Below are 20,414 nucleotides of genomic sequence, written 5' to 3' on the forward strand. Positions count from 1 at the left end.
CCCCCCTCGGCTGACGTACGGTTTCCGCAGATGAGAGAAACACCCCGCCCGCAGGGGACTGCCGGCGACGCCGGGTCGGAGCTTCCCCAGCACCTTCCTGGCCGTGCCTTCGCGCACACCACTGGGGCCTCCGGCTCCGGAACTCCTCACCGATCGGATGGCCGCTCGCCCCAAACCCCCCGGGGCGCGCGGCAAACCGATCCGACCGGCCGCCCCGGAACCACCCCCCCTGTTCCCGGGCGGCCGGCTCTTCTCGTTTCTCTGGTGTCGTCCTTTCTCGCACTCTTCGCGCTCACCACCTGGCAGGTCACGGCCGGCGGTCCGCTGCGCGGTCTGGACGAGCGGACCGGCCGGGCCGCCGTCGGCCACGGCCCCGCCCGGGTGGCCGAGTTCCTGGCCGATCTCGGCAACATGCAGGTCGCACTCCCGGTACTGGGCTGCGCCCTCGTCTGGGCCCTGGCGCGCGGCGCGCGCCGTGCGCCCCTGTACGCGGTGTCCGCCATGGCGGCGGTGCCTGTGCTGGTCGTCCCGCTGAAGGACTGGGTCGCCCGTCCGGGACCGCTGACCGATGCCACCGGCTACTACCCGTCCGGCCACGCGGCGACGGCCGCGGTGGCGTACGGGGCGGCGGCGCTGCTGGTCGCGCCGTATGTGCGCCGGTCGTGGATGATGCCCGTCGCCGCCGTCTCGCTGACGGCGGCGACGGGCATCGGTCTGGTGCTGCGCGGCTACCACTGGCCGCTGGACGTGCTGGGCAGCTGGTTCCTGTGCGGCCCGCTGCTTCTGCCGTGGGTCCTCAGCCGCCGAAGTAGGCGTCGAAGTTCTTCGAGAACTCCCCGTTGTTGAAGCGGTCCCAGTTGATCGACCACGTCATGAGTCCCCGCAGCCCCGGCCATGTCCCGTGGGTGGCGTACGAACCGCAGTCGGTCTTCTTCGTCAGGCAGTTCAGCGCCTTGGTCACCTCGGCGGGCGTGGTGTAGCCGTTGCCCGCCTGGGTGGAGGCCGGCAGGCCGATGGAGACCTGGTCGGGACGGAGCCCCGGGAAGATCCTGGCCTGGTCCCCGGCCACCGGGAATCCGGCGAGCAGCATGTCGGTCATGGCGATGTGGAAGTCCGCGCCGCCCATCGAGTGGTACTGGTCGTCCAGACCCATGATGGAGCCCGAGTTGTAGTCCTGGACGTGCAGCAGGGTCAGGTCGTCGCGCAGCGCGTGGATGACCGGGAGGTAGGCGCCGGCGCGGGGGTCCTGCCCGCCCCAGGGGCCCGACCCGTAGTACTGGTGGCCGAGTTGTACGAAGAAGGTCTCGGGGGCCATGGTGAGGACGAACGTGTCGCCGTACTTGGCCTTGAGGGTCTTCACCGCGGAGATCAGGTTGACGATGACCGGGGTGGTGGGGTTCCGGAAGTCGGTGTCGCCGGTGTTCAGCGAGAGCGAGTGACCCTCGAAGTCGATGTCGAGGCCGTCGAGACCGTACTCGTCGATGATCTTGCTGACCGAGGAGACGAAGGTGTCGCGGGCGGCGGTCGTGGAGAGCTGCACCTGGCCGTTCTGGCCGCCGATGGAGATCAGCACCTTCTTGCCCGCGGCCTGCTTGGCCTTGATGGCCGCCTTGAACTCGGCCACGGACTCGACGTTCGGGCACTCCGTGACCGGGCAGAGCGAGAAGCGGATGTCGCCCGAGGTGACCGAGGTCGGTTCGCCGAAGGCGAGGTCGATGACGTCCCAGGAATCGGGCACGTCCGCCATACGCGTGTAGCCGGAGCCGTTGGCGAAGCTGGAGTGCAGGTAGCCGACGAGTGCGTGCGCGGGCAGGCCGCCGCCGGTGCCACCGCCCCCGCCCGCCGTGGTGGTGGCGGAGACGGCGGCGGACCTGGCGGACTCACCGGCGGAGTTGGTCGCGGCGACCTGGAAGCTGTACGCGGTCGAGGCGGCCAGCCCCGTGACGGTCGCGGAGGTGCCGGTGACCGAGAGGACCTTCGTGCCGCCCCGGTAGACGTTGTAGCCGGTGGCCCCCGAGGAACCGGTCCATGAGAGGTCGACCGAGGAGGCGGTGGCCGTGCCGGCCTTGAGCCCGGCGGGGACGGCCGGGAGCGCGACCGGGTCGCTGCCCGGTCCGACCAGGGTGAGGTCGTCGGCGTAGTAGGCGGAGGTGCCGTACCAGCCGTGGGTGTAGACGGTCACGGAGGTGGTGGCCGGCCCGGTCCTGAACGTGGTGGTCAGTTGCTTCCAGTCGGACGCCGACTGCGTCCAGGTGGACACGTCGGTCGTGCCGGTGCCGTCGGCACCGAGGTAGACGTAACTGCCCTGCACCCAGGCGCTCAGCGTGTACGTGGAGTCCGGCTTGACCGTCACGGACTGGGAGCACTTGGCGTTGTCACTGCCGGCGGGGGTCGCTTTCAGCGCCGAAGTGCCGCTGTGGGCGGGCGTGCTGACGACGGCTCCGCTGCCGCCGGTACAGCTCCAGCCGTCCAGGCCCGCCTCGAAGCCGCCGTTGCGCGCCAGATCGGAGTCCGCGGCGGCGGCGGACGGCGCGGTGGCGGCGAGCCCGCCGGCGGCGAGCAGGGTGGCCGAGAAGGCGGCCAGAATTCCGATAAATCGGGCGGGGGGTCCCGTGCGTTCCACAACGGCCTCCGTGCATGGGGGAATTGAGCGCGGCGGCCATAACATGGTCCAGACCAATCAGGTTGTCAAGACCTCTGTCAGTGGCCCGGCCGCACCGGGGTCCCCGTCTGCGCCGCCGCTCCCCGGCCGCGGTGGGTCCGGCCGTCGACGGACGCCGACCGCCGGCCCCGGCCGCCCTCGCCCTCGGTGTCCCTCGTTCCCGGGCCCCGCCCGTCCCCGTCAGTCCTCGCGGATCCCGGCCCGTGCGGCCGCCGCCTCGTGCATCGCGAGCTCCAGAAGCGCCGCGTCGTTGAGCGTGCCCGAGCCGTCCGGCGGGATCAGCCAGCGCACCGCGCCGGCGGCCTCCCGCCCTGGGTGCGGCACCACGATCCAGGTCCCCTGCCCCGCTCCCCGTACACCGGTACCGACCCAAAGGGCGGCGGTGCCCGGGGGCACGAAGAAGCCCATGCGGGCTTCGCCCGGATCGGAGAGGACCGGTCCGGGCCGGTCGACGAGCCGGGTGAGTACATCGAGCGTGGGATGGCCCAGCTCCCCCGGGAGAATCAGTACGTCCCAGCGCCGGCCGGCGGGAAGGAGCGCGATCCCCTGGGGATCGCGCTCCCACTCCCACCGGCAGACGTCCGGATCCGGTGCCACCGATGCGAGCCACTCGACTGCTGCTTTGGCCCCCGCGCCAGCCATGACCGGCCTCCATTCCCGTGTGCACCGGACATGCGTTGCCGGTGCGTTCACACGGGAGAGAGGGGTGGCGTTGATCCATTACGCGACTTCGGGCCACCAGTTGGCAGTGACCCGGGTCACGTCGCGCCGGTCCGTGCTCAGCTGTCGAAGCCGAGCCCCAGCCGGTCCATCGTCCGCAGCCACAGGTTGCGGTGCCCGCCGTTGTCGTCCGCCCTGGCCAGGGACCTCTTGGTGAGTTCGATCCCGGCCCAGGCGAAGGGCTCCGGCGGGAAGGGCATCGGCTTGCTGCGGACCATTTCCAGAGTGGTCCGCTCATTCTGCTCGCCCGCCAGCAGATCGAGCATCACATCGGCCCCGAAACGGGTGGCTCCGACGCCGAGCCCGGTGTATCCGGCGGCATAGGCGACCCGGCCCTGATGGGCCGTACCGAAGAATGCGGAGAAGCGGGAACAGGTGTCGATCGCCCCGCCCCAGGCGTGACTGAAACGGACCCCGGCGAGCTGCGGGAAACAGTCGAAGAACTGGCCCGCGAGCTTGAGGAAGGTCTCCGGACGCTGATCGAGATCGGCGCTCAGCCGGCCCCCGTACGGATAGATCGCGTCATAGCCGCCCCACAGGATCCGGTTGTCGGCCGACAAGCGGAAGTAGTGGAACTGATTGGCGCTGTCACCCAGCCCCTGCCGGTTCTTCCAGCCGATCGAGGCGAGCTGGTCGGCGGTGAGCGGTTCGGTCATCAGCGCGTAGTCGTAGACCGGCACCGTGTACGGGCGTACCCGCTTGACCAGGGACGGAAAGATGTTCGTACCGAGGGCGACGCGGCGCGCGAAGATCCTCCCGTACGGCGTGCGGACCGCCATTCCCGTGGTGGACCTGGCCAGTTCGAGCCCCCGGGTGTGCTCATACATCCGCACACCGAGGTCGAGGCAGGCGCGCTTGAGGCCCCAGGCCAGCTTGGCGGGATGCAGCATGGCGACCCCGCGCCGGTCCCAGAGACCACCCAGGAAGGTGGGCGAGTCGACCTCGGCACGCAGCGCGTCCCGGTCCAGGAATTCCACCCCGGTGAAGCCCAGCTTTTCGGCCTCCTGATGCCATTCCTGAAGCTCTTCGAGCTGATGCGGTTCGGTGGCGACATCGATTTCGCCGGTCCGCTCGAATTCGCAGTCGATGGCATAGCGGGCGACGGCGGCCTCGATGGCGTCGAGGTTCCGCTCGCCCAGCTCCTCCAGCTTCGCGATCTCGTCCGGCCAGCGCTCCAGACCGTTGGGCAGGCCGTGGGTGAGGGAAGCGGCACAGAATCCGCCGTTGCGGCCCGAGGCTGCCCAGCCCACCTCGTGCCCCTCGATCAGTACGACGTCCCGCTCCGGGTCGCGTTCCTTGGCGATCAGCGCGGTCCACAGCCCGCTGTAGCCGCCGCCGATGACGAGCAGATCGCAGTGCTCGTCGCCGGTGAGCGCAGGGAGGGCGTCGGGCTTGTCGGGGTCGTCCAGCCAGAACGAGACCGGCTTGGCGTCGGAGAGTGATTGTGCAGCAGTACGCATGGCAGCTGGGGCCATGGTTTCCAACTCCTTCAGGGCTTTCTATCGTGCGGTGTTCTTCCGCCGGTTCGCGATGAGCTGACCGACGACAACCACCAGTACCGCAATGATGAACATCGCCGTACCGATGACGTTGATCTGCACGGGCGTGCCGCGCTGTGCCGATCCCCAGACGAACATGGGGAAGGTCACGGTGGAGCCCGCGTTGAAATTGGTGATGATGAAATCGTCGAAGGAGAGCGCGAAGGCCAGCAGCGCTCCCGCCGCGATTCCGGGGGCGGCGATCGGCAGCGTCACCCGCAGGAAGGTCTGCACGGGGCCCGCGTACAGATCGCGGGCGGCCTCCTCCAGGCGCGGGTCCATCGACATCACGCGTGCCTTGACGGCCGTCACTACGAAGCTCAGGCAGAACATGATGTGCGCGATCAGGATCGTCCAGAAGCCCAGCTGCGCGCCCATGTTGAGGAAGAGCGTGAGCAGCGAGGCCGCCATGACGACCTCGGGCATCGCCATCGGCAGGAAGATCAGCGAGTTGATCGCGCCGCGCGCCCGGAAGCGGTAGCGGACCAGCGCGAAGGAGATCATCGTGCCGAGGACGGTCGCGCCGATGGTGGCCCAGGTGGCGATCTGCAGGGACAGGGAGAGCGAGCCGCACATGTCGGCGACGCCGCAGGGGTCCTTCCAGGCGTCCAGCGAGAAGTGCTGCCAGGCGTAGTTGAAGCGCCCCTTCGGCTTGTTGAACGAGAACACCATCACGACGACGTTCGGAAGGATCATGTAGGCGAGGGTCAGCAGACCCGCGATGACGATCAGATTCCGACGGATCCAGCGCAGTACGGGCATCAGACCAGGTCCTCCGTCCCGGAGCGGCGGATGTAGACGGTGACCATGATCAGGACGGCCGCCATGAGGATGAAGGAGAGCGCGGCCGCCGTCGGATAGTCGAGGACGCGAAGGAACTGGGTCTGGATGACGCTGCCGACCATCTTGGTGTCGGTCGAGCCCAGCAGTTCCGCGTTGACGTAGTCGCCGCTGGCTGGGATGAACGTCAGCAGCGTTCCGGAGACGACGCCCGGCATGGAGAGCGGGAAGGTCACCTTGCGGAAGGTGGTGGCGGGCGTGGCGTACAGATCGCCGGCCGCCTCGTGCAGTCTGCCGTCGATCCGCTCCAGCGAGGTGTAGAGCGGCAGGATCATGAACGGCAGGAAGTTGTACGTGAGACCGCAGACCACTGCCATCGGCGTGGCCAGGACCCGGTGCGACTCGGTCCAGCCGAGCCAACTGGTGACGTCCAGGATGTGCAGGGTGTTCAGGACGTCGACGACCGCGCCGCCGTCCGCGAGGATCGTCTTCCAGGCGAGCGTACGGATCAGGAAGCTGGTGAAGAACGGCGCGATGACCAGCACGAGGACGACATTGCGCCAGCGGCCTGCCTTGAAGGCGATGAGGTACGCGAGCGGGTAACCCAGCAGCAGGCACAGGATCGTGGCGGTGCCCGCGTACAGCAGGGACCGGATGAACTGCGGGTAGTAGTCCTTCAGCGCGTCCCAGTACGTCTGGAAGTGCCAGGTGACCTCGAACCCCTTCTCCAGGGATCCGGTCTGCACGGAGGTCGACGCCTGGTAGACCAGCGGCAGCGCGAAGAAGACGACGAGCCACAGAATGCCGGGGAGCAGCAGCCAGTAAGGAACGAGGCGCTTACGGGTGGAGGCTTTGCGTACCTTCGGCTCGGCGGGGGGCGCGGCGGGGGGCGCCTCGGTGACGGTCACGCCGCGTCCTCCACCGTCTCCACACCGGCGTCGATGTCCTGAGCGGCGTCCAGGCCGAACGTGTGCGCCGGGTTCCAGTGCAGGACGACCTCGGCACCGGGGGCGAGCCGGGCATCCCGCTCGATGTTCTGCTCATAGACCTGGAGCGCCTTGCCGGCCGGGCTCTCCACCACGTACTGCGTGGACACTCCGATGAAGCTGGAATCCACGATCCGGCCGGTGACCCGGTTGCGGCCGTCGGCTATGGACTCCGCGTCGTCGGCGTGCGCGAGCGAGATCTTCTCGGGGCGTACGCCGAGCAGCAGCCTGCCGCCGTTCGCGGTGGGGGCCGTACATCGCTCGGCGGGCAGCCGCAGCTTTCCCTCACCGGCCGCCACGACGACATCCGTGTCCGCGGAGACGATCTCGCCCTCGATCAGGTTCGACGTGCCGAGGAAGTTGGCGACGAAGGTCGTCCTCGGGTTCTCGTACAGATCGGCGGGGGCGCCCAGCTGCTCGACCCGGCCCCCGTTCATCACCGCGACGGTGTCGGCCATGGTCATGGCCTCCTCCTGGTCGTGGGTGACATGGATGAACGTGATGCCGACCTCGGTCTGGATGCGCTTGAGCTCCAACTGCATCTGGCGGCGCAGCTTGAGGTCGAGGGCACCGAGCGGCTCGTCGAGCAGGAGCACCTGCGGGTGGTTGATCAGGGCGCGGGCGACGGCGACGCGCTGCTGCTGGCCGCCGGAGAGCTGGTGCGGTTTGCGCTTGGCGAAGTCACCGAGCTGGACGAGCTCCAGCATGTCGTCGACCTGCTTCTTCACCGACTTGATGCCGCGTCGGCGCAGGCCGAAGGCGACGTTCTCGGTGATGTCGAGGTGCGGGAAGAGCGCATAACTCTGGAAGACCGTGTTGACGGGCCGCTTGTACGGGGGCAGGTCGGTGATGTCCTGGCCGCCGAGCGAGACGGTGCCGGTGGTCGCCTCCTCCAGGCCCGCGATCATCCGCAGGGTGGTGGTCTTGCCGCAGCCCGACGCGCCGAGCAGCGCGAAGAAGGAGCCCTGCGGAACGGTCAGATCGAGCGGCTGGACGGCGGCGAAGGAGCCGTACGTCTTGCTGATCCCGGTGAGGCGGACGTCGCCGCCTGTCTGCTGCTGTGTCATGGGTCGCAGTTCCAGTGGTGTCAGGGGAGGTCGTGGAGGAAGGGCGAGGTGGTCAGGCGCCGATGAGCTTGGCGAACTTCTCTTCGTACGCCGTCTCCTCCTCGGCGGTCAGGGACCGGAAGGCTCGCGACTTGGCCGCCATCTTCTTGTCCGGAAGGATCAGGACGTTGTCGGCCATCGCCTGGTCGATCCTGGCCAGTTCATCGCGGACCCCGTCGACCGGACAGACGAAGTTGATGTACGCGGCGAGCTTGGCGGCGACCGGCGGTTCGTAGTAGTAGTCGATGAGCTTCTCGGCGTTGGTCTTGTGCCGGGCCTTCACCGGGACGAGCAGGTTGTCGCTGGATATGACGTAACCGGCGGCCGGGATGGCGTACTTGATGTCCGGGTTGCCGGCCTGGAGCTGGATGATGTCGCCCGCCCAGGCGACACAGGCGGCGATGTCGCCCTTGTCGAGGTCGGCCGTGTAGTCGTTGCCGGTGAAGCGCCGGATCTGGTTCTTGTCGACGCCCTTCTGGAGCCGGCCGATCGCGGCGTCGTAGTCGGCGTCGGTGAAACTGCCGGGGTCCTTGCCCATGTCGAGCAGGGTCATCCCGATGGAGTCGCGCATCTCCGAGAGGAAGCTGACCCGCCCCTTGAGCTTCGGGTCGTCGAGCAGCTGGCTGACGGAGTCGACCTTGCGGCCCCCGGTCGCCTTGGAGTTGTAGGCGATGACGGTGGGGATGCCCGCCCAGGGGTACGAGTGGGCGCGGCCGGGGTCCCAGTCCGGGGAGCGGAACTGGCCCGAGAGGTTGGCGTAGGCGTGCGGCAGGTTCGAGGGGTCGAGCTTCTGCGCCCAGCCGAGGCGGACGATGCGGGCGGCCAGCCAGTCGGTGACGCAGATGAGGTCGCGGCCGGTGTCCTGGCCGGCCGCGAGCTGCGGCTTGATCTTGCCGAAGAACTCGACGTTGTCGTTGATGTCCTCGGTGTACTTGACCTCGATCCCGGTGCGCTCGGTGAACGCCTCCAGGGTGGGCCGGTGCTTGCCGTCGTCGGTGACGTCCATGTACTCGGTCCAGTTGGAGAAGTTGATCTGCTTCTCCTGGGCCGAGTGGTCGTCCGAGGCCGCCGCGGCATCCCCCTCCCGCTTCGCGGGCGGGATGCCGCAGGCGCTCAGCGTGCCCAGCCCGCCGATCGCGAGCGCCCCCAGGCCGGAGGCGCGAAGCAGCGATCGGCGGGTCAGGGCGCCCCGGCCACTGGTCAGGCTGCGCCGCATCGCGGCCAGCTGGGCCGCGGAGAGGCGCTCGGGCTCGTACTGCTCCATGCGCGTTGCCCTTTCGGGTGGGTGTGGCCGAGGGTCGGCCGGGTTATCGGTCCCCGAAGATCGTGCGGTGCCAGTCCTTGCGGGCGACCGCGGTGTTGTCGTACATGACGTGCTTGATCTGCGTGTACTCCTCGAAGGAGTACGACGACATGTCCTTGCCGAAGCCGCTGGCCTTGTATCCGCCGTGCGGCATCTCGCTGATGATCGGAATGTGGTCGTTGACCCAGACGCAGCCGGCCTTGATCTCGCGCGTGGCGCGGTTCGCCCGGTACAGATCGCGGCTCCAGGCGGACGCGGCGAGTCCGTAGGGAGTGTCGTTGGCGAGGCGGATGCCCTCGTCGTCCGAGTCGAAGGGCAGCACGACCAGGACCGGGCCGAAGATCTCCGACTGGACGATCTCGCTGTCCTGGGCGGCTCCCGCGACCAAGGTCGGCCGGTAGTAGGCACCGTCCGCCAGCGCGCCGCCGGGGGCCTCCCCGCCGGTCACGACGGTGGCGTACGCGCGGGCGCGCTCGACGAATCCTGCGACCCGGTCCCGCTGGGCGTGGCTGATCAGCGGGCCGAGGTCGGTCGACGGGTCGAAGGGGTCGCCGAGCCGGACGGTCTCCATCAGCGCGGCGACGCCCTGCACGAAGGCGTCGTACAGCGGGCGCTGGACGTAGGCGCGGGTGGCTGCGGTGCAGTCCTGGCCGGTGTTGATGAGCGCTCCGGCGACCGCGCCGTTGACGGCGGCTTCGAGGTCGGCGTCGTCGAAGACCACGAAGGGGGCCTTGCCACCCAGTTCGAGGTGGAGGCGCTTGACGGTGGAGGTGGCGATCTCCGCGACCCGCTTGCCGACGGCGGTGGAGCCGGTGAACGAGGTCATGACGACATCCGGGTGGCCGACGAGGTGCTCGCCGGCGTCCTTGCCCGCGCCGGTGACGATGTTGATCACACCGTCCGGGATGCCTGCCGCGGTGGCCGCCTGGGCGAACATCAGCGAGGTGAGCGGGGTGATCTCGGCGGGCTTCAGCACGATCGTGTTGCCCGCGGCGATGGCCGGGAGGACCTTCCAGGCGGCCATCTGGAGCGGGTAGTTCCAGGGCGCGATGGAGCCGATGACGCCGATCGCCTCACGGCGTACGTACGAGGTGTGGTCGCCGTCGTACTCGGCGGCCGACTTGCCCTCCAGATGGCGGGCGGCGCCCGCGAAGAAGGAGGTGTTGTCGACGGTGCCGGGCACGTCGAACTCGGTGGAGAGCTTGATCGGCTTGCCGCACTGGAGGGACTCGACGTACGCGAAGTCGTCGGCCTGCTCGGCGAGGACGGCGGCGAAGCGGTGCATCGCCTCGGCCCGCTCGGCCGGAGTCGCGCCCGACCAGCCGGGGAACGCCTCGCGTGCGGCGGCGACGGCCGCGTCGACGTCGGCGGTGCCCGCCAGTTCGTAGGTGTAGACGGTCTCGCCCGTTGCCGGGTTCACCACGTCGTGGTGGCGTCCCGATGTACCGGACCGCAGCTTTCCGCCGATGTACTGTGCGCCGTCCGCGAAGCGGTCCCGCACCTGGATGCCGTTGCCCATGACGTTCTCCTCCGCCGCATTCCCCGGAGTGCGGGGCGGCGTAGTCTTTGCTCGATTTGAGTGCCGATCCTGACAGAGGGGATCGACCCCAACAAGTGATTCCGTTGTTGCCTTTTGGTTACGCGACGGAATCCTTCGACCATGTGTCGCGTCGGCGCGGAATTCCCCGTACGGAGTGTCCGTGGCGGATGCCAGACTCGCGTGTCATGGAACACATGGACGATCTCCGGGCGCGGACCGGGCGCGGCGAGAAGGTGAAGTATCTGCGCTTCTGGGGGCACCGTCCGCGGCCCGACGGCCGCATCGGTGCGAGCTGCCTCAGTCAGTGGTGGCCGGCTGCCTTCACGGTCGACGGCGTGACGTACGCCTCGGCCGAGCACTGGATGATGGCCGCCAAGGCACGGCTCTTCGGCGACGCGGAGTCTCTGGAGCGGGCGGTGTCGGCGAAGAGCCCGGCCCAGGCGAAGAAGGTGGGGCGGCTGGTCCGGGGTTTCGACGAGGCGGTGTGGGTGCGCGAGCGGTACGCCCTGGTGGTGGCCGGCAGCGTCCACAAGTTCGGCCACCGCCCGGAGCTGCGGGAGTTCCTGCTGAACACCGGGGACCGGGTCCTGGTCGAGGCGAGCCCCATGGACCGGATCTGGGGCATAGGGCTGGCGGCGGACGACCCGCGTGCGGAGAATCCGGCGACCTGGCGGGGTCTGAATCTGCTGGGCTTCGCGCTGATGGACGCGCGGGCGGAGCTGCGCGCCGCCTGAGGCGGCCCGGACGCCCGATGGCCGGGCGGTCCGGAGTGCGGACCGCCCGGCCATCGGGTGGAGACTGCTGTCGTCGCTACGAAGGTTCGGCACGGGGCACCGACGGGCTACGACGCGTAGGGCTCCTCGTACACGGTCGTACCGCCCTCCTCGAAGTCGCCGCTGGCTATGCCCCAGATCATGAGTGCGAGGAACGCCCCGCTGATGACGATGCCGATCGATCCGAGGATGATTCCGGCGAGCGCCATGCCGCCGTTGGTCGCCTCGTTCCGCCTGACCCGGCCGCGGCCGATGATGCCGAAGATCAGCGCGAGGACACCGAGAACGACCCCCAGGCCCCACATGCAGAACCCCGCGACAGCGATGATGCCGAGCACCATCGCGGCGATACCGAGGCCGTTCGCGGGCGCCGGGCCGGCCCATGGCATCTGGCCGTAGCCGGGGTATCCCGGGTAGCCGCCGTACTGCGGGGCCGGTGCGGCCGGGTAGCCGTACTGCCCCGCGGCCGGCGGGACCGACTGGCCCGGCCCGTTCGGTGCGACGGGCGGTGGCGGTACCTCCCCGGGGCCGAACGCGGGGCCCGGTCCGGGCACCGGCCCGGTCTGCTCCGGTGCGCCGAATCCTGGTGCCGCGGCCGGCGCGGGGCCGTCCCCGACGCCCGGCATCGACGTCACCGTCCGCTGATCGTGCACAGCGGGCGGCCGGGGATCGCCGGCCGGCTTCTCCAGTGGCACCCTGCTGTCCGGCGGAGCCCACGGATCGCGCGGCGCGGCCCCGCCCGCGGGCTGCTCTGTGTTGTCTGACATGTGCCTCCCCCATCGTGGTCCCGTCATGCTACGGCCCGTCCGCGCACCGCAGGCCCCGGCCTACGATGATCCCCGTCCCCTGCCCGGCCGATGGTGCCGGCACCCGCACCGCCCACGCCCCGGAGAATCCGATGCCCGATCTGCACCCCTTCATCGCGGGGCTGCCCAAGGCCGAACTGCACGTCCACCACGTCGGCTCGGCCTCGCCCCGTATCGTCGCCGAGCTGGCCGCGCACCACCCCGACTCCAAGGTGCCCACCGACCCCGAGGCGCTGGCCGACTACTTCACCTTCACCGACTTCGGTCACTTCATCGACGTGTACCTCTCCGTCGTGGACCTGATCCGCACCCCGGAGGACGTCCGGCTGCTGACCTTCGAGGTCGCCCGTGACATGGCGCGGCAGAACATCCGTTACGCGGAGCTGACCGTCACCCCGTTCAGCTCGACGCGGCGCGGCATCCCGGAGCAGGGGTTCATGGAGGCGATAGAGGACGCCCGCAAGGCCGCCGAGGCCGAGCTCGGGGTCGTCCTGCGCTGGTGCTTCGACATTCCCGGCGAGGCCGGGCTCGAAGCGGCCGAGGAGACCACCCGGCTCGCCGTGAACCTGCGGCCCGAGGGGCTCGTCTCGTTCGGGCTCGGTGGTCCGGAGGTCGGCGTGGAGCGCCCTCAGTTCAAGCCCTACTTCGACCGGGCCATCGCCGAGGGCCTGCACTCCGTGCCGCACGCCGGGGAGACGACCGGACCGCAGACCGTCTGGGACGCGCTGACCCATCTGCGCGCCGAGCGCATCGGCCACGGCACCAACTCCGTCCAGGACCCGAAGCTGTTGGCCCACCTCGCCGAGCACCGCATCCCGCTGGAGGTCTGCCCGACCTCGAACATCGCGACCCGCGCGGTGGCCGACATCGAGCGGCACCCCGTCAAGGAGATGGTGGAAGCCGGGGTCCTGGTCACCATCAACAGCGACGACCCGCCGATGTTCGGCACGGACCTCAACAACGAGTACGGCGTGGCCGCCCGCCTCCTCGGTCTGGACGAGCGGGGTCTCGCGGCGCTGGCGAAGAACGCGGTCGAGGCGTCGTACCTCGACCCGGCCGGCAAGCGGACGCTGGCCGCCGAGATCGACACGTACACGGCGAACTGGCTGGAACGCGCGGGCCGCTGACCCCGGTGGTGACAATGGCCCCATGGCCACCACTGTCACCGCCGTAGCCCATCGCGGGGATCCCTACCGTGTCCGCGAGAACACGCTCCTCTCGATCCGCTCCGCCCTCGAACGGGGGGCGGACGCGGTCGAGGTCGATGTGCGGGTCACCCGCGACGGCGTGCCGGTGCTGTTGCACGACGCCACGCTGAAGCGGCTGTGGGGCCACGACCTGCGGCTCGACGGGCTGACCCACCACGAGCTCGACGAGCTCACCGGGGGCGGTGTGCCCACTCTGCGCGAGGCGTTGCTTACCGCCGGGGCGCACCGCGTCATGGTCGATCTGCCCGGCTCCACCGACGACTCCGTGCGCAAGGCCGTCGGTGTGGTGCGCGAGTGCGGGGCCGGCGAGCGGGCGTACTACTGCGCGGGCGCCGATGCCATGCTGCGGGTGCGGGCCGCCGATCCTTCCGCCGAGATCGCCCTGACCTGGACAACGCTCGCGCCGCCGCGCGCCGCGCTGCTCGACGCGGTGAGGCCCCGGTGGCTGAACTACCGGTTCGGCCTGGTGGACCAAGAGCTGACGGACCGTCTCCACGCGGACGGGCTGCTGGTCTCGGTCTGGACCGTCGACACCAGGCGCACCATGCGCCGCCTCGTCCGCCAGGGGGTCGACTCGATCACCACCAACCGGATCGACGCCCTGCGCGCCGTCCTCGGCAACTCCTCGGCCACCGGCCCCGCTTGATCGGTCCGGCATCATGGACCGCGCCGCATCCTCCGTGATGCCAGGCGCCCGGAGCCAGAGGAGCAGAGACGTGACCGAAGAGCACACCACCCCCGTCCCCGACCGCATCCGTTCCGACATCGCCCACAACGCGCGGGTCTGGAACCACTGGCTCGGCGGCAAGGACAACTACCCCGTGGACCGTGCGGTCGGCGACCAGGTCACCGGCATGTATCCGAGCATCGGCGAAGTGGCGTGCGCCGACCGGGCGTTCCTGGGGCGGGCCGTCCGCTATCTGGCGGGGGAGGCCGGGATCGGCCAGTTCCTGGACATCGGCACCGGCCTGCCGACCGCCGACAACACGCACGAGGTCGCCCAGCACACCGCGCCCGACTCCCGTGTCGTCTACGTCGACAACGACCCGATCGTGCTGGCGCACGCCCGCGCGCTGCTCACCAGCTCGCCCGAGGGCGCGACCGAGTACATCGACGCGGACGCCCACCACCCGGAGGAGATCCTGCGGGCCGTCGAGCCGACGCTGGACCTGAAGAAGCCGGTCGCGGTCATGCTGCTCGGCATCCTCAACTTCGTCCTCGACACCGGCGAGGCGCGGGACATCGTGCGGACGCTGATGGACGCGATGCCGTCCGGCAGCCATCTGGTGCTGACCCATCCCACGCTGGAACTGGGCGGCGAGGGCAACGAGGCGGCGATGCGGTTCTGGAACGAGAACGCCACCCCGCCGATCACCGCGCGCAGCCGGTCGGAGTTCGCCTCGTTCCTGACCGGGCTCGAACTCGTGGAGCCGGGCATCGTGTCCTGCGCGCGCTGGCGCGCGGAGCCCGGCGCGGCGGAGGTCGCCCAGTTCGGCGCGGTGGCGCGGAAGCCGTAGCGGGCGCCCGGGGCGCGGCTCAGACGGCCGCCGCGTCGGGCACCGGTCGCGGCGGCTGTTCCTGTGGCAGCGCCTCCAGCCGCTTGATCATGCGGCGCACGAGGAGCAGCGGGATCACCCCGAAGAACCCGAACGACATGTCGATGACGGACCACCAGAAGGGGATGCCGCGAATCGGCCCGCAGATCAGGGCGAGCGGGATGATCCCGGCGCAGGCGATCATGCCGAACTCGATGACCCAGATGTTGCGGACCGGGTCACGGTAGGGGCCGTAGAAGGCGACCGCGATGACGAGGTGCGCGAAGGCCAGCCAGTCGGTGCCGTACAGCACGAAGGGGTACGTCGCGTCGGCCTCGTCGAGACCGGCGCGGACCCGGGTGATCCACTCCATCAAGGCCGGGAAGTGCTCGGGAAGCGGAGAGGCCGAGGACCTCAACAGGTCCTCGGCCCAGTGGAGTTCATGGACGAGCGGGAAGGCGGTCAGCCCGCTCAGCACCAGACACACGACAAAGACGGCCAGCCACACGCGTATGCGGCTCAGCAGGGCTCTTCGCTCGCTCATGTCCGCAGCGTACGCCCGTGTTTACCGGCTCTTTACGCCACCCCTGGTCCGGCTCACAGTCCGACGACGGCGTTCCATTTCTTGGCGAACTCGGTGCGCTCGTCGGACGTGATGTCGCGGGCGATCGCCAGCCGTCGGCGCATCGCGTCGTCGGGGAAGATCAGCGGGTCCTCGGCGAGCGCGGCGGTCTCCTCGTCCTTGGAGGAGGCCAGCACCTCGCGGGCGGCCGGGACGGGGCAGACGTAGTTGACCCAGGTCGCCAGCTTCGCGGCCACCTCCGGCTCGTAGTAGTAGTCGACGAGCTTCTCGGCATTGCGCTTGTGGCGGGCGAGGTTGGGGATCATGAGCGATTCCGCCCAGAGCTCGGCGCCCTCCTCGGGCACCACGAACTCGATCTCCGGATTGTCGGCCTGGAGCTGGATGACGTCGCCGGAGTAGGCCTGGCAGGCGAGCACATCGCCGGTCGACAGGTCCTTGATGTAGTCGTTGCCGGTGAAGCGGCGGATGTGCTTGGTCTTCACCAGCTTCTCCACCTGGTCGCATATCTGGTAGAAGTCGTCCCGCTTCCAGCGGGTGATGTCGACGCCGTTGCCCTGCATCAGGAGGGCGAAGGACTCGTCGAGCCCGGACAGCAGCGTCACCTTGCCGCGCAGGTCGTTCGCCCACAGGTCGCTCAGGTGCTTGATCTCGCGACCGAGCTTCTTGCGGTTGTACGCGATGCCGGTGATCCCGGACTGCCAGGGCACGCTGTGCGTGCGGCCCTTGTCGAAGGCGGGAGAACGCAGCTGCGGATCCAGGTATTTGGCGACGTTGGGCTGCTTGGCCCGGTCCATCTCCTGCACCCAGCCGAGCCGCACGAACCGGGCGGCCATCCAGTCGCTGATGACGATCAGGTCCCGGCCGGTCTCCTGGTGGTTCATCAGCGCCGGGCTGATCTTCCCGAAGAACTCGTCGTTGTCATTGATCTCCTCGGTATAGGTGACGGAGATCCCGGTGCGTTTGCTGAAGGCGTCGAGGGTGGGCCGCTTCGACCCGTTCTTGTCATCGGTGTCGATGTAGAGGGGCCAGTTCGCGAAGTGCAGGGAGTGGTCGCTCGCGGAGGTGTCGCGTCCGGCGCGGTCACCGGGCGCCACATAGGCGGCGGGCACTCCGCAGCCGGCCAGCGTGACACCGCCTGCCGTGGCCCCGAAGGCGCGCAGCAGGGACCGGCGGGACATGGGGTTCTTCGGGGTTGCTCGCACCTGCGCAGGATGCCTGTCGGACGGCGGTGCGGGCAATGGACCAACCGTCCAGCGGCAGCCGCTCCGTCCGCACACCCTGTCGATGCCGGCGCCGGTTCCCGGGTACGGGAACGGCCCCGGGAACGCGCCCGGGGCCGTACGCGACAGCGGACCGAGGGTCAGTCCTCGATCGAGGTCATGACGTGCTTGACGCGGGTGTAGTCCTCGAAGCCGTACGCGGAGAGGTCCTTGCCGTAGCCGGACTTCTTGAATCCGCCGTGCGGCATCTCGGCGACGAGCGGAATGTGGGTGTTGATCCACACGCAGCCGAAGTCGAGGTTCTTGGACATCCGCATCGCCCGTGCGTGGTCCTTGGTCCACACCGAGGAGGCCAGGGCGTACTCGACGCCGTTGGCGTACTCCAGCGCCTGGGCCTCGTCCGTGAACTTCTGGACGGTGATGACCGGGCCGAAGACCTCGTTCTGGATGATCTCGTCGTCCTGCTGGAGACCGGACACGACCGTCGGGGCGTAGAAGTAGCCCTTCTCGCCGACCCGGTGGCCGCCCGCCTCGACCTTGGCGTGGGCGGGCAGCCGCTCGATGAAGCCGCTGACCTGCTTCAGCTGGTTGGCGTTGTTGAGGGGGCCGTACAGCACGTCCTCGTCGTCCGGCTGCCCCGTCTTCGTGTCGGCGGCGGCCTTGGCGAGGGCGGTGACGAACTCGTCGTGGATGGACTCGTGGACCATGACCCGGGTCGCGGCCGTGCAGTCCTGGCCCGCGTTGAAGAAGCCCGCGACGGAGATGCCCTCGACGGCCTTGGCGATGTCGGTGTCCTCGAAGACGACGACCGGGGCCTTGCCGCCGAGCTCCAGGTGGACCCGCTTGACGTCCTTGGCGGCGGACTCGGCGACCTGCATGCCGGCCCGTACCGAACCGGTGATGGAGGCCATCGCCGGGGTCGGGTGCTCGACCATCGCGCGGCCGGTGTCGCGGTCGCCGCAGATGACGTTGAAGACGCCCTTGGGGAGGATCTGGCCGATGATCTCGGCGATCAGCACGGTCGACGCCGGGGTGGTGTCGGACGGCTTGATGACGACGGTGTTGCCCGCGGCGAGCGCCGGGGCAAACTTCCAGACGGCCATCATCATCGGGTAGTTCCACGGCGCGACCTGCGCGCAGACGCCGACCGGCTCGCGGCGGATGATGGAGGTGAGGCCCTCCATGTACTCGCCGGCCGAACGGCCTTCGAGCATTCGCGCGGCGCCCGCGAAGAAGCGGATCTGGTCCACCATCGGCGGGACCTCTTCGGTACGGGTCAGCTCGATCGGCTTGCCCGTGTTCTCCGACTCTGCGGCGATGAGGTCCTCGGCGCGCTCCTCGAACGCGTCCGCGATCTTCAGCAGGGCCTTCTGGCGCTCGGCGGGCGTGGCGTCCCGCCAGGCGGGGAAAGCGGCCGCGGCGGCGTCCATCGCGGCATCGACATCGGCCTGGCCGGAGAGCGGCGAGGTCGCGTAGACCTCCTCCGTCACCGGGTTGACCACGTCGATGGTCCGCCCGTCAGCGGCGTCCCGGAATTCTCCGTTGATGTAGTTGCGCAGACGGCGCACCTCGGTGGTCACAACCACCCCTCCTGTCGACACGTCCAGTGGATGAGATGACCAGCGTAGTCGCTCAGGTGTCGCTTTCGACATGCCCACCCGCCGAGAACTTCGGATTCAGTGAGATCAAGACCCCCAGACAACGAATTTCATCGATTTAGGGTTGCCAGACAGACGAGTCCCAGTGCAGAGTGGATGCGTGGCCAGTCGCAGCGCAGACTCCAGGACAGGGAACGGATCGTCCCCAACGGTCGATGCCGTGTCCCTCGCAATCATCGAGCAGCTCCAGGAGGACGGGCGCCGTCCGTACGCCGCGATCGGCAAGGCCGTCGGCCTCTCCGAGGCGGCCGTGCGGCAGCGCGTTCAGAAGCTGCTCGACCAGGGCGTGATGCAGATCGTCGCCGTCACGGACCCGCTCACCGTGGGATTCCGGCGGCAGGCGATGGTGGGCATCAATGTCGAAGGCGACCTCGATCCCGTCGCCGAGGCGCTGTCGGCCATGGCCGAATGCGAGTACGTGGTGATGACCGCGGGCTCCTTCGACCTGATGGTGGAGATCGTCTGCGAGGACGACGACCACCTGCTGGAAACGATCAACAAACGCATCCGGGCCATCCCCGGCGTGCGCTCCACCGAGAGCTTCGTGTACCTGAAGCTCAAGAAGCAGACCTATATGTGGGGAACCCGATAGCCGTGAGCAAGGACCTCAGCCGAACCGCGTACGACCACCTGTGGATGCATTTCACCCGCATGTCGGACTACGAGAACGCGCCCGTTCCCACCATCGTGCGTGGCGAGGGCACCTACATCTACGACGACGCAGGCAAGCGCTACCTCGACGGCCTGTCGGGCCTGTTCGTGGTCAACGCCGGTCACGGCCGTCACGAGCTCGCCGAGGCGGCGTACAAGCAGGGCCAGGAGCTGGGCTTCTTCCCGGTCTGGTCCTACGCCCACCCGAAGGCCGTCGAGCTGGCCGAGCGCCTCGCCGACTATGCGCCGGGCGACCTCAACAAGGTCTTCTTCACCACCGGTGGCGGCGAGGCCGTGGAGACCGCCTGGAAGCTGGCCAAGCAGTACTTCAAGCTCCAGGGCAAGCCCACCAAGTACAAGGTCATCTCGCGTGCGGTCGCCTACCACGGCACCCCGCAGGGCGCCCTGTCGATCACCGGCCTGCCGGCCCTGAAGGCCCCCTTCGAGCCGCTGGTCCCCGGCGCGCACAAGGTGCCGAACACCAACATCTACCGCGCCCCGATCCACGGCGACGACCCCGAGGCCTTCGGCCGCTGGGCCGCCGACCAGATCGAGCAGGAGATCCTCTTCGAGGGCCCGGAAACCGTCGCCGCGGTCTTCCTGGAGCCGGTGCAGAACGCCGGTGGCTGCTTCCCGCCGCCGCCCGGATACTTCCAGCGCGTGCGCGAGATCTGCGACAAGTACGACGTGCTGCTCGTCTCCGACGAGGTCATCTGCGCCTTCGGCCGTCTGGGCACGATGTTCGCCTGTGACAAGTTCGGCTACGTGCCGGACATGATCACCTGCGCCAAGGGCATGACCTCGGGCTACTCCCCGATCGGTGCCTGCATCGTCTCGGACCGCATCGCCGCGCCGTTCTACGAGGGTGACAACACCTTCCTGCACGGCTACACCTTCGGTGGCCACCCGGTCTCCGCGGCGGTGGGCCTCGCCAACCTCGACATCTTCGAGCGCGAGGGCCTCAACCAGCACGTCCTGGACAACGAGAACGCCTTCTTCACGACGCTGCAGAAGCTGCTCGACCTGCCCATCGTCGGCGACGTCCGCGGCAACGGCTTCTTCTACGGCATCGAGCTGGTGAAGGACAAGGTCACCAAGGAGACCTTCACCGACGAGGAGACCGAGCGCGTCCTGTACGGCTTCCTCTCCAAGGCGCTCTACGACAACGGCCTGTACTGCCGGGCCGACGACCGCGGCGACCCGGTCGTCCAGCTCGCGCCGCCGCTGGTCTCGGACCAGTCGACGTTCGACGAGATCGAGGGCATTCTGCGGACCGTCCTCACCGAGGCGTGGACCAAGCTCTGACCGACGCTTCGACCGGCTGTCCGACCACGGATCGGGTATC

The 20,414-nt window shown here is 69.1% G+C and carries 19 protein-coding genes; 7 read left to right on the top strand and 12 right to left on the bottom strand.

What is annotated here, in order from left to right; translation table 11 throughout:
* Positions 1–30 precede the first annotated feature (30 nt).
* Positions 31–846, top strand: a complete 816-nt coding sequence (locus tag ACZ68L_RS17750) for a phosphatase PAP2 family protein (RefSeq protein ID WP_469577753.1) — start codon at positions 31–33, stop codon at positions 844–846.
* Here the strand turns inward: ACZ68L_RS17750 and ACZ68L_RS17755 are convergent.
* From ACZ68L_RS17755 to ACZ68L_RS17790, 8 genes are all read right to left on the bottom strand, one after another.
* Positions 797–2,623 carry a chitinase gene (locus ACZ68L_RS17755; RefSeq protein ID WP_469577754.1) on the bottom strand — a complete coding sequence of 609 codons (1,827 nt, stop codon included), beginning with the start codon at positions 2,621–2,623 and terminating at the stop codon, positions 797–799. The two genes, ACZ68L_RS17750 and ACZ68L_RS17755, sit on opposite strands and share 50 nt — an antisense overlap.
* Positions 2,624–2,842: 219 nt before the next feature.
* The gene (locus ACZ68L_RS17760; protein WP_469577755.1) at positions 2,843–3,304 is read right to left on the bottom strand and encodes a hypothetical protein; all 462 of its coding nucleotides are present in this window, start codon (positions 3,302–3,304) and stop codon (positions 2,843–2,845) included.
* Between the two features lie 137 nt (positions 3,305–3,441).
* Complete coding sequence (locus ACZ68L_RS17765) at positions 3,442–4,857, bottom strand: NAD(P)/FAD-dependent oxidoreductase (protein ID WP_469577756.1); 1,416 nt, start codon at positions 4,855–4,857, stop codon at positions 3,442–3,444.
* Positions 4,858–4,881: 24 nt separating this feature from the next.
* The gene (locus tag ACZ68L_RS17770) at positions 4,882–5,682 is read right to left on the bottom strand and encodes an ABC transporter permease (protein ID WP_469577757.1); all 801 of its coding nucleotides are present in this window, start codon (positions 5,680–5,682) and stop codon (positions 4,882–4,884) included.
* Entirely contained in the window at positions 5,682–6,608 is a 927-nt protein-coding gene (locus ACZ68L_RS17775) for an ABC transporter permease (protein WP_469577758.1), read from the bottom strand. The genes ACZ68L_RS17770 and ACZ68L_RS17775 overlap by 1 nt, the downstream gene beginning before the upstream one ends.
* Positions 6,605–7,753, bottom strand: coding sequence for an ABC transporter ATP-binding protein (locus ACZ68L_RS17780; protein ID WP_469577759.1), 1,149 nt, complete (start codon positions 7,751–7,753; stop codon positions 6,605–6,607). Before ACZ68L_RS17780 ends, ACZ68L_RS17775 begins: the two co-directional genes overlap by 4 nt.
* Before the next feature lie 52 nt (positions 7,754–7,805).
* Positions 7,806–9,056, bottom strand: a complete 1,251-nt coding sequence (locus tag ACZ68L_RS17785) for a polyamine ABC transporter substrate-binding protein (RefSeq protein WP_469577760.1) — start codon at positions 9,054–9,056, stop codon at positions 7,806–7,808.
* A gap of 43 nt (positions 9,057–9,099) precedes the next feature.
* A complete protein-coding gene (locus tag ACZ68L_RS17790) occupies positions 9,100–10,614 on the bottom strand; it encodes a gamma-aminobutyraldehyde dehydrogenase (protein WP_469577761.1) in 1,515 nt (504 codons plus the stop codon).
* Positions 10,615–10,829: 215 nt separating this feature from the next.
* Between ACZ68L_RS17790 and ACZ68L_RS17795 the strand changes: the two genes are divergently transcribed.
* Entirely contained in the window at positions 10,830–11,369 is a 540-nt protein-coding gene (locus tag ACZ68L_RS17795; protein ID WP_469578141.1) for an NADAR family protein, read from the top strand.
* A 107-nt stretch (positions 11,370–11,476) separates the two neighbouring features.
* Here the strand turns inward: ACZ68L_RS17795 and ACZ68L_RS17800 are convergent, their stop codons facing one another.
* A complete protein-coding gene (locus tag ACZ68L_RS17800) occupies positions 11,477–12,175 on the bottom strand; it encodes a DUF4190 domain-containing protein (protein WP_469577762.1) in 699 nt (232 codons plus the stop codon).
* Positions 12,176–12,306: 131 nt separating this feature from the next.
* Here ACZ68L_RS17800 and ACZ68L_RS17805 point away from each other — a divergent pair, with 131 nt between their 5' ends.
* From ACZ68L_RS17805 to ACZ68L_RS17815, 3 genes are read left to right on the top strand one after another with little or no spacing between them, the layout of a single operon-like run.
* Complete coding sequence (locus ACZ68L_RS17805) at positions 12,307–13,341, top strand: adenosine deaminase (RefSeq protein ID WP_469577763.1); 1,035 nt, start codon at positions 12,307–12,309, stop codon at positions 13,339–13,341.
* A 22-nt stretch (positions 13,342–13,363) separates the two neighbouring features.
* The gene (locus ACZ68L_RS17810) at positions 13,364–14,068 is read left to right on the top strand and encodes a glycerophosphodiester phosphodiesterase (protein WP_469577765.1); all 705 of its coding nucleotides are present in this window, start codon (positions 13,364–13,366) and stop codon (positions 14,066–14,068) included.
* 37 nt (positions 14,069–14,105) lie between these two features.
* Positions 14,106–14,939, top strand: a complete 834-nt coding sequence (locus ACZ68L_RS17815; protein WP_469578143.1) for an SAM-dependent methyltransferase — start codon at positions 14,106–14,108, stop codon at positions 14,937–14,939.
* 19 nt (positions 14,940–14,958) lie between these two features.
* Here the strand turns inward: ACZ68L_RS17815 and ACZ68L_RS17820 are convergent, their stop codons facing one another.
* The 3 genes from ACZ68L_RS17820 to ACZ68L_RS17830 form a co-directional block, all read right to left on the bottom strand.
* Positions 14,959–15,501 (bottom strand): hypothetical protein, encoded by a 543-nt coding sequence (locus ACZ68L_RS17820; RefSeq protein ID WP_469577768.1) that lies wholly within the window; start codon positions 15,499–15,501, stop codon positions 14,959–14,961.
* 53 nt (positions 15,502–15,554) lie between these two features.
* Positions 15,555–16,718 (bottom strand): ABC transporter substrate-binding protein, encoded by a 1,164-nt coding sequence (locus ACZ68L_RS17825; RefSeq protein ID WP_469578145.1) that lies wholly within the window; start codon positions 16,716–16,718, stop codon positions 15,555–15,557.
* Between the two features lie 182 nt (positions 16,719–16,900).
* A complete protein-coding gene (locus tag ACZ68L_RS17830) occupies positions 16,901–18,340 on the bottom strand; it encodes a gamma-aminobutyraldehyde dehydrogenase (protein WP_469577770.1) in 1,440 nt (479 codons plus the stop codon).
* 178 nt (positions 18,341–18,518) lie between these two features.
* Here ACZ68L_RS17830 and ACZ68L_RS17835 point away from each other — a divergent pair, with 178 nt between their 5' ends.
* Positions 18,519–19,010, top strand: a complete 492-nt coding sequence (locus ACZ68L_RS17835; protein ID WP_352308301.1) for an Lrp/AsnC family transcriptional regulator — start codon at positions 18,519–18,521, stop codon at positions 19,008–19,010.
* Positions 18,995–20,374 (top strand): aspartate aminotransferase family protein, encoded by a 1,380-nt coding sequence (locus ACZ68L_RS17840; protein WP_469577772.1) that lies wholly within the window; start codon positions 18,995–18,997, stop codon positions 20,372–20,374. The genes ACZ68L_RS17835 and ACZ68L_RS17840 overlap by 16 nt, the downstream gene beginning before the upstream one ends.
* The last annotated feature ends 40 nt before the right edge of the window (positions 20,375–20,414 follow it).

The organism is Streptomyces sp. NPDC104309 (assembly GCF_055584025.1).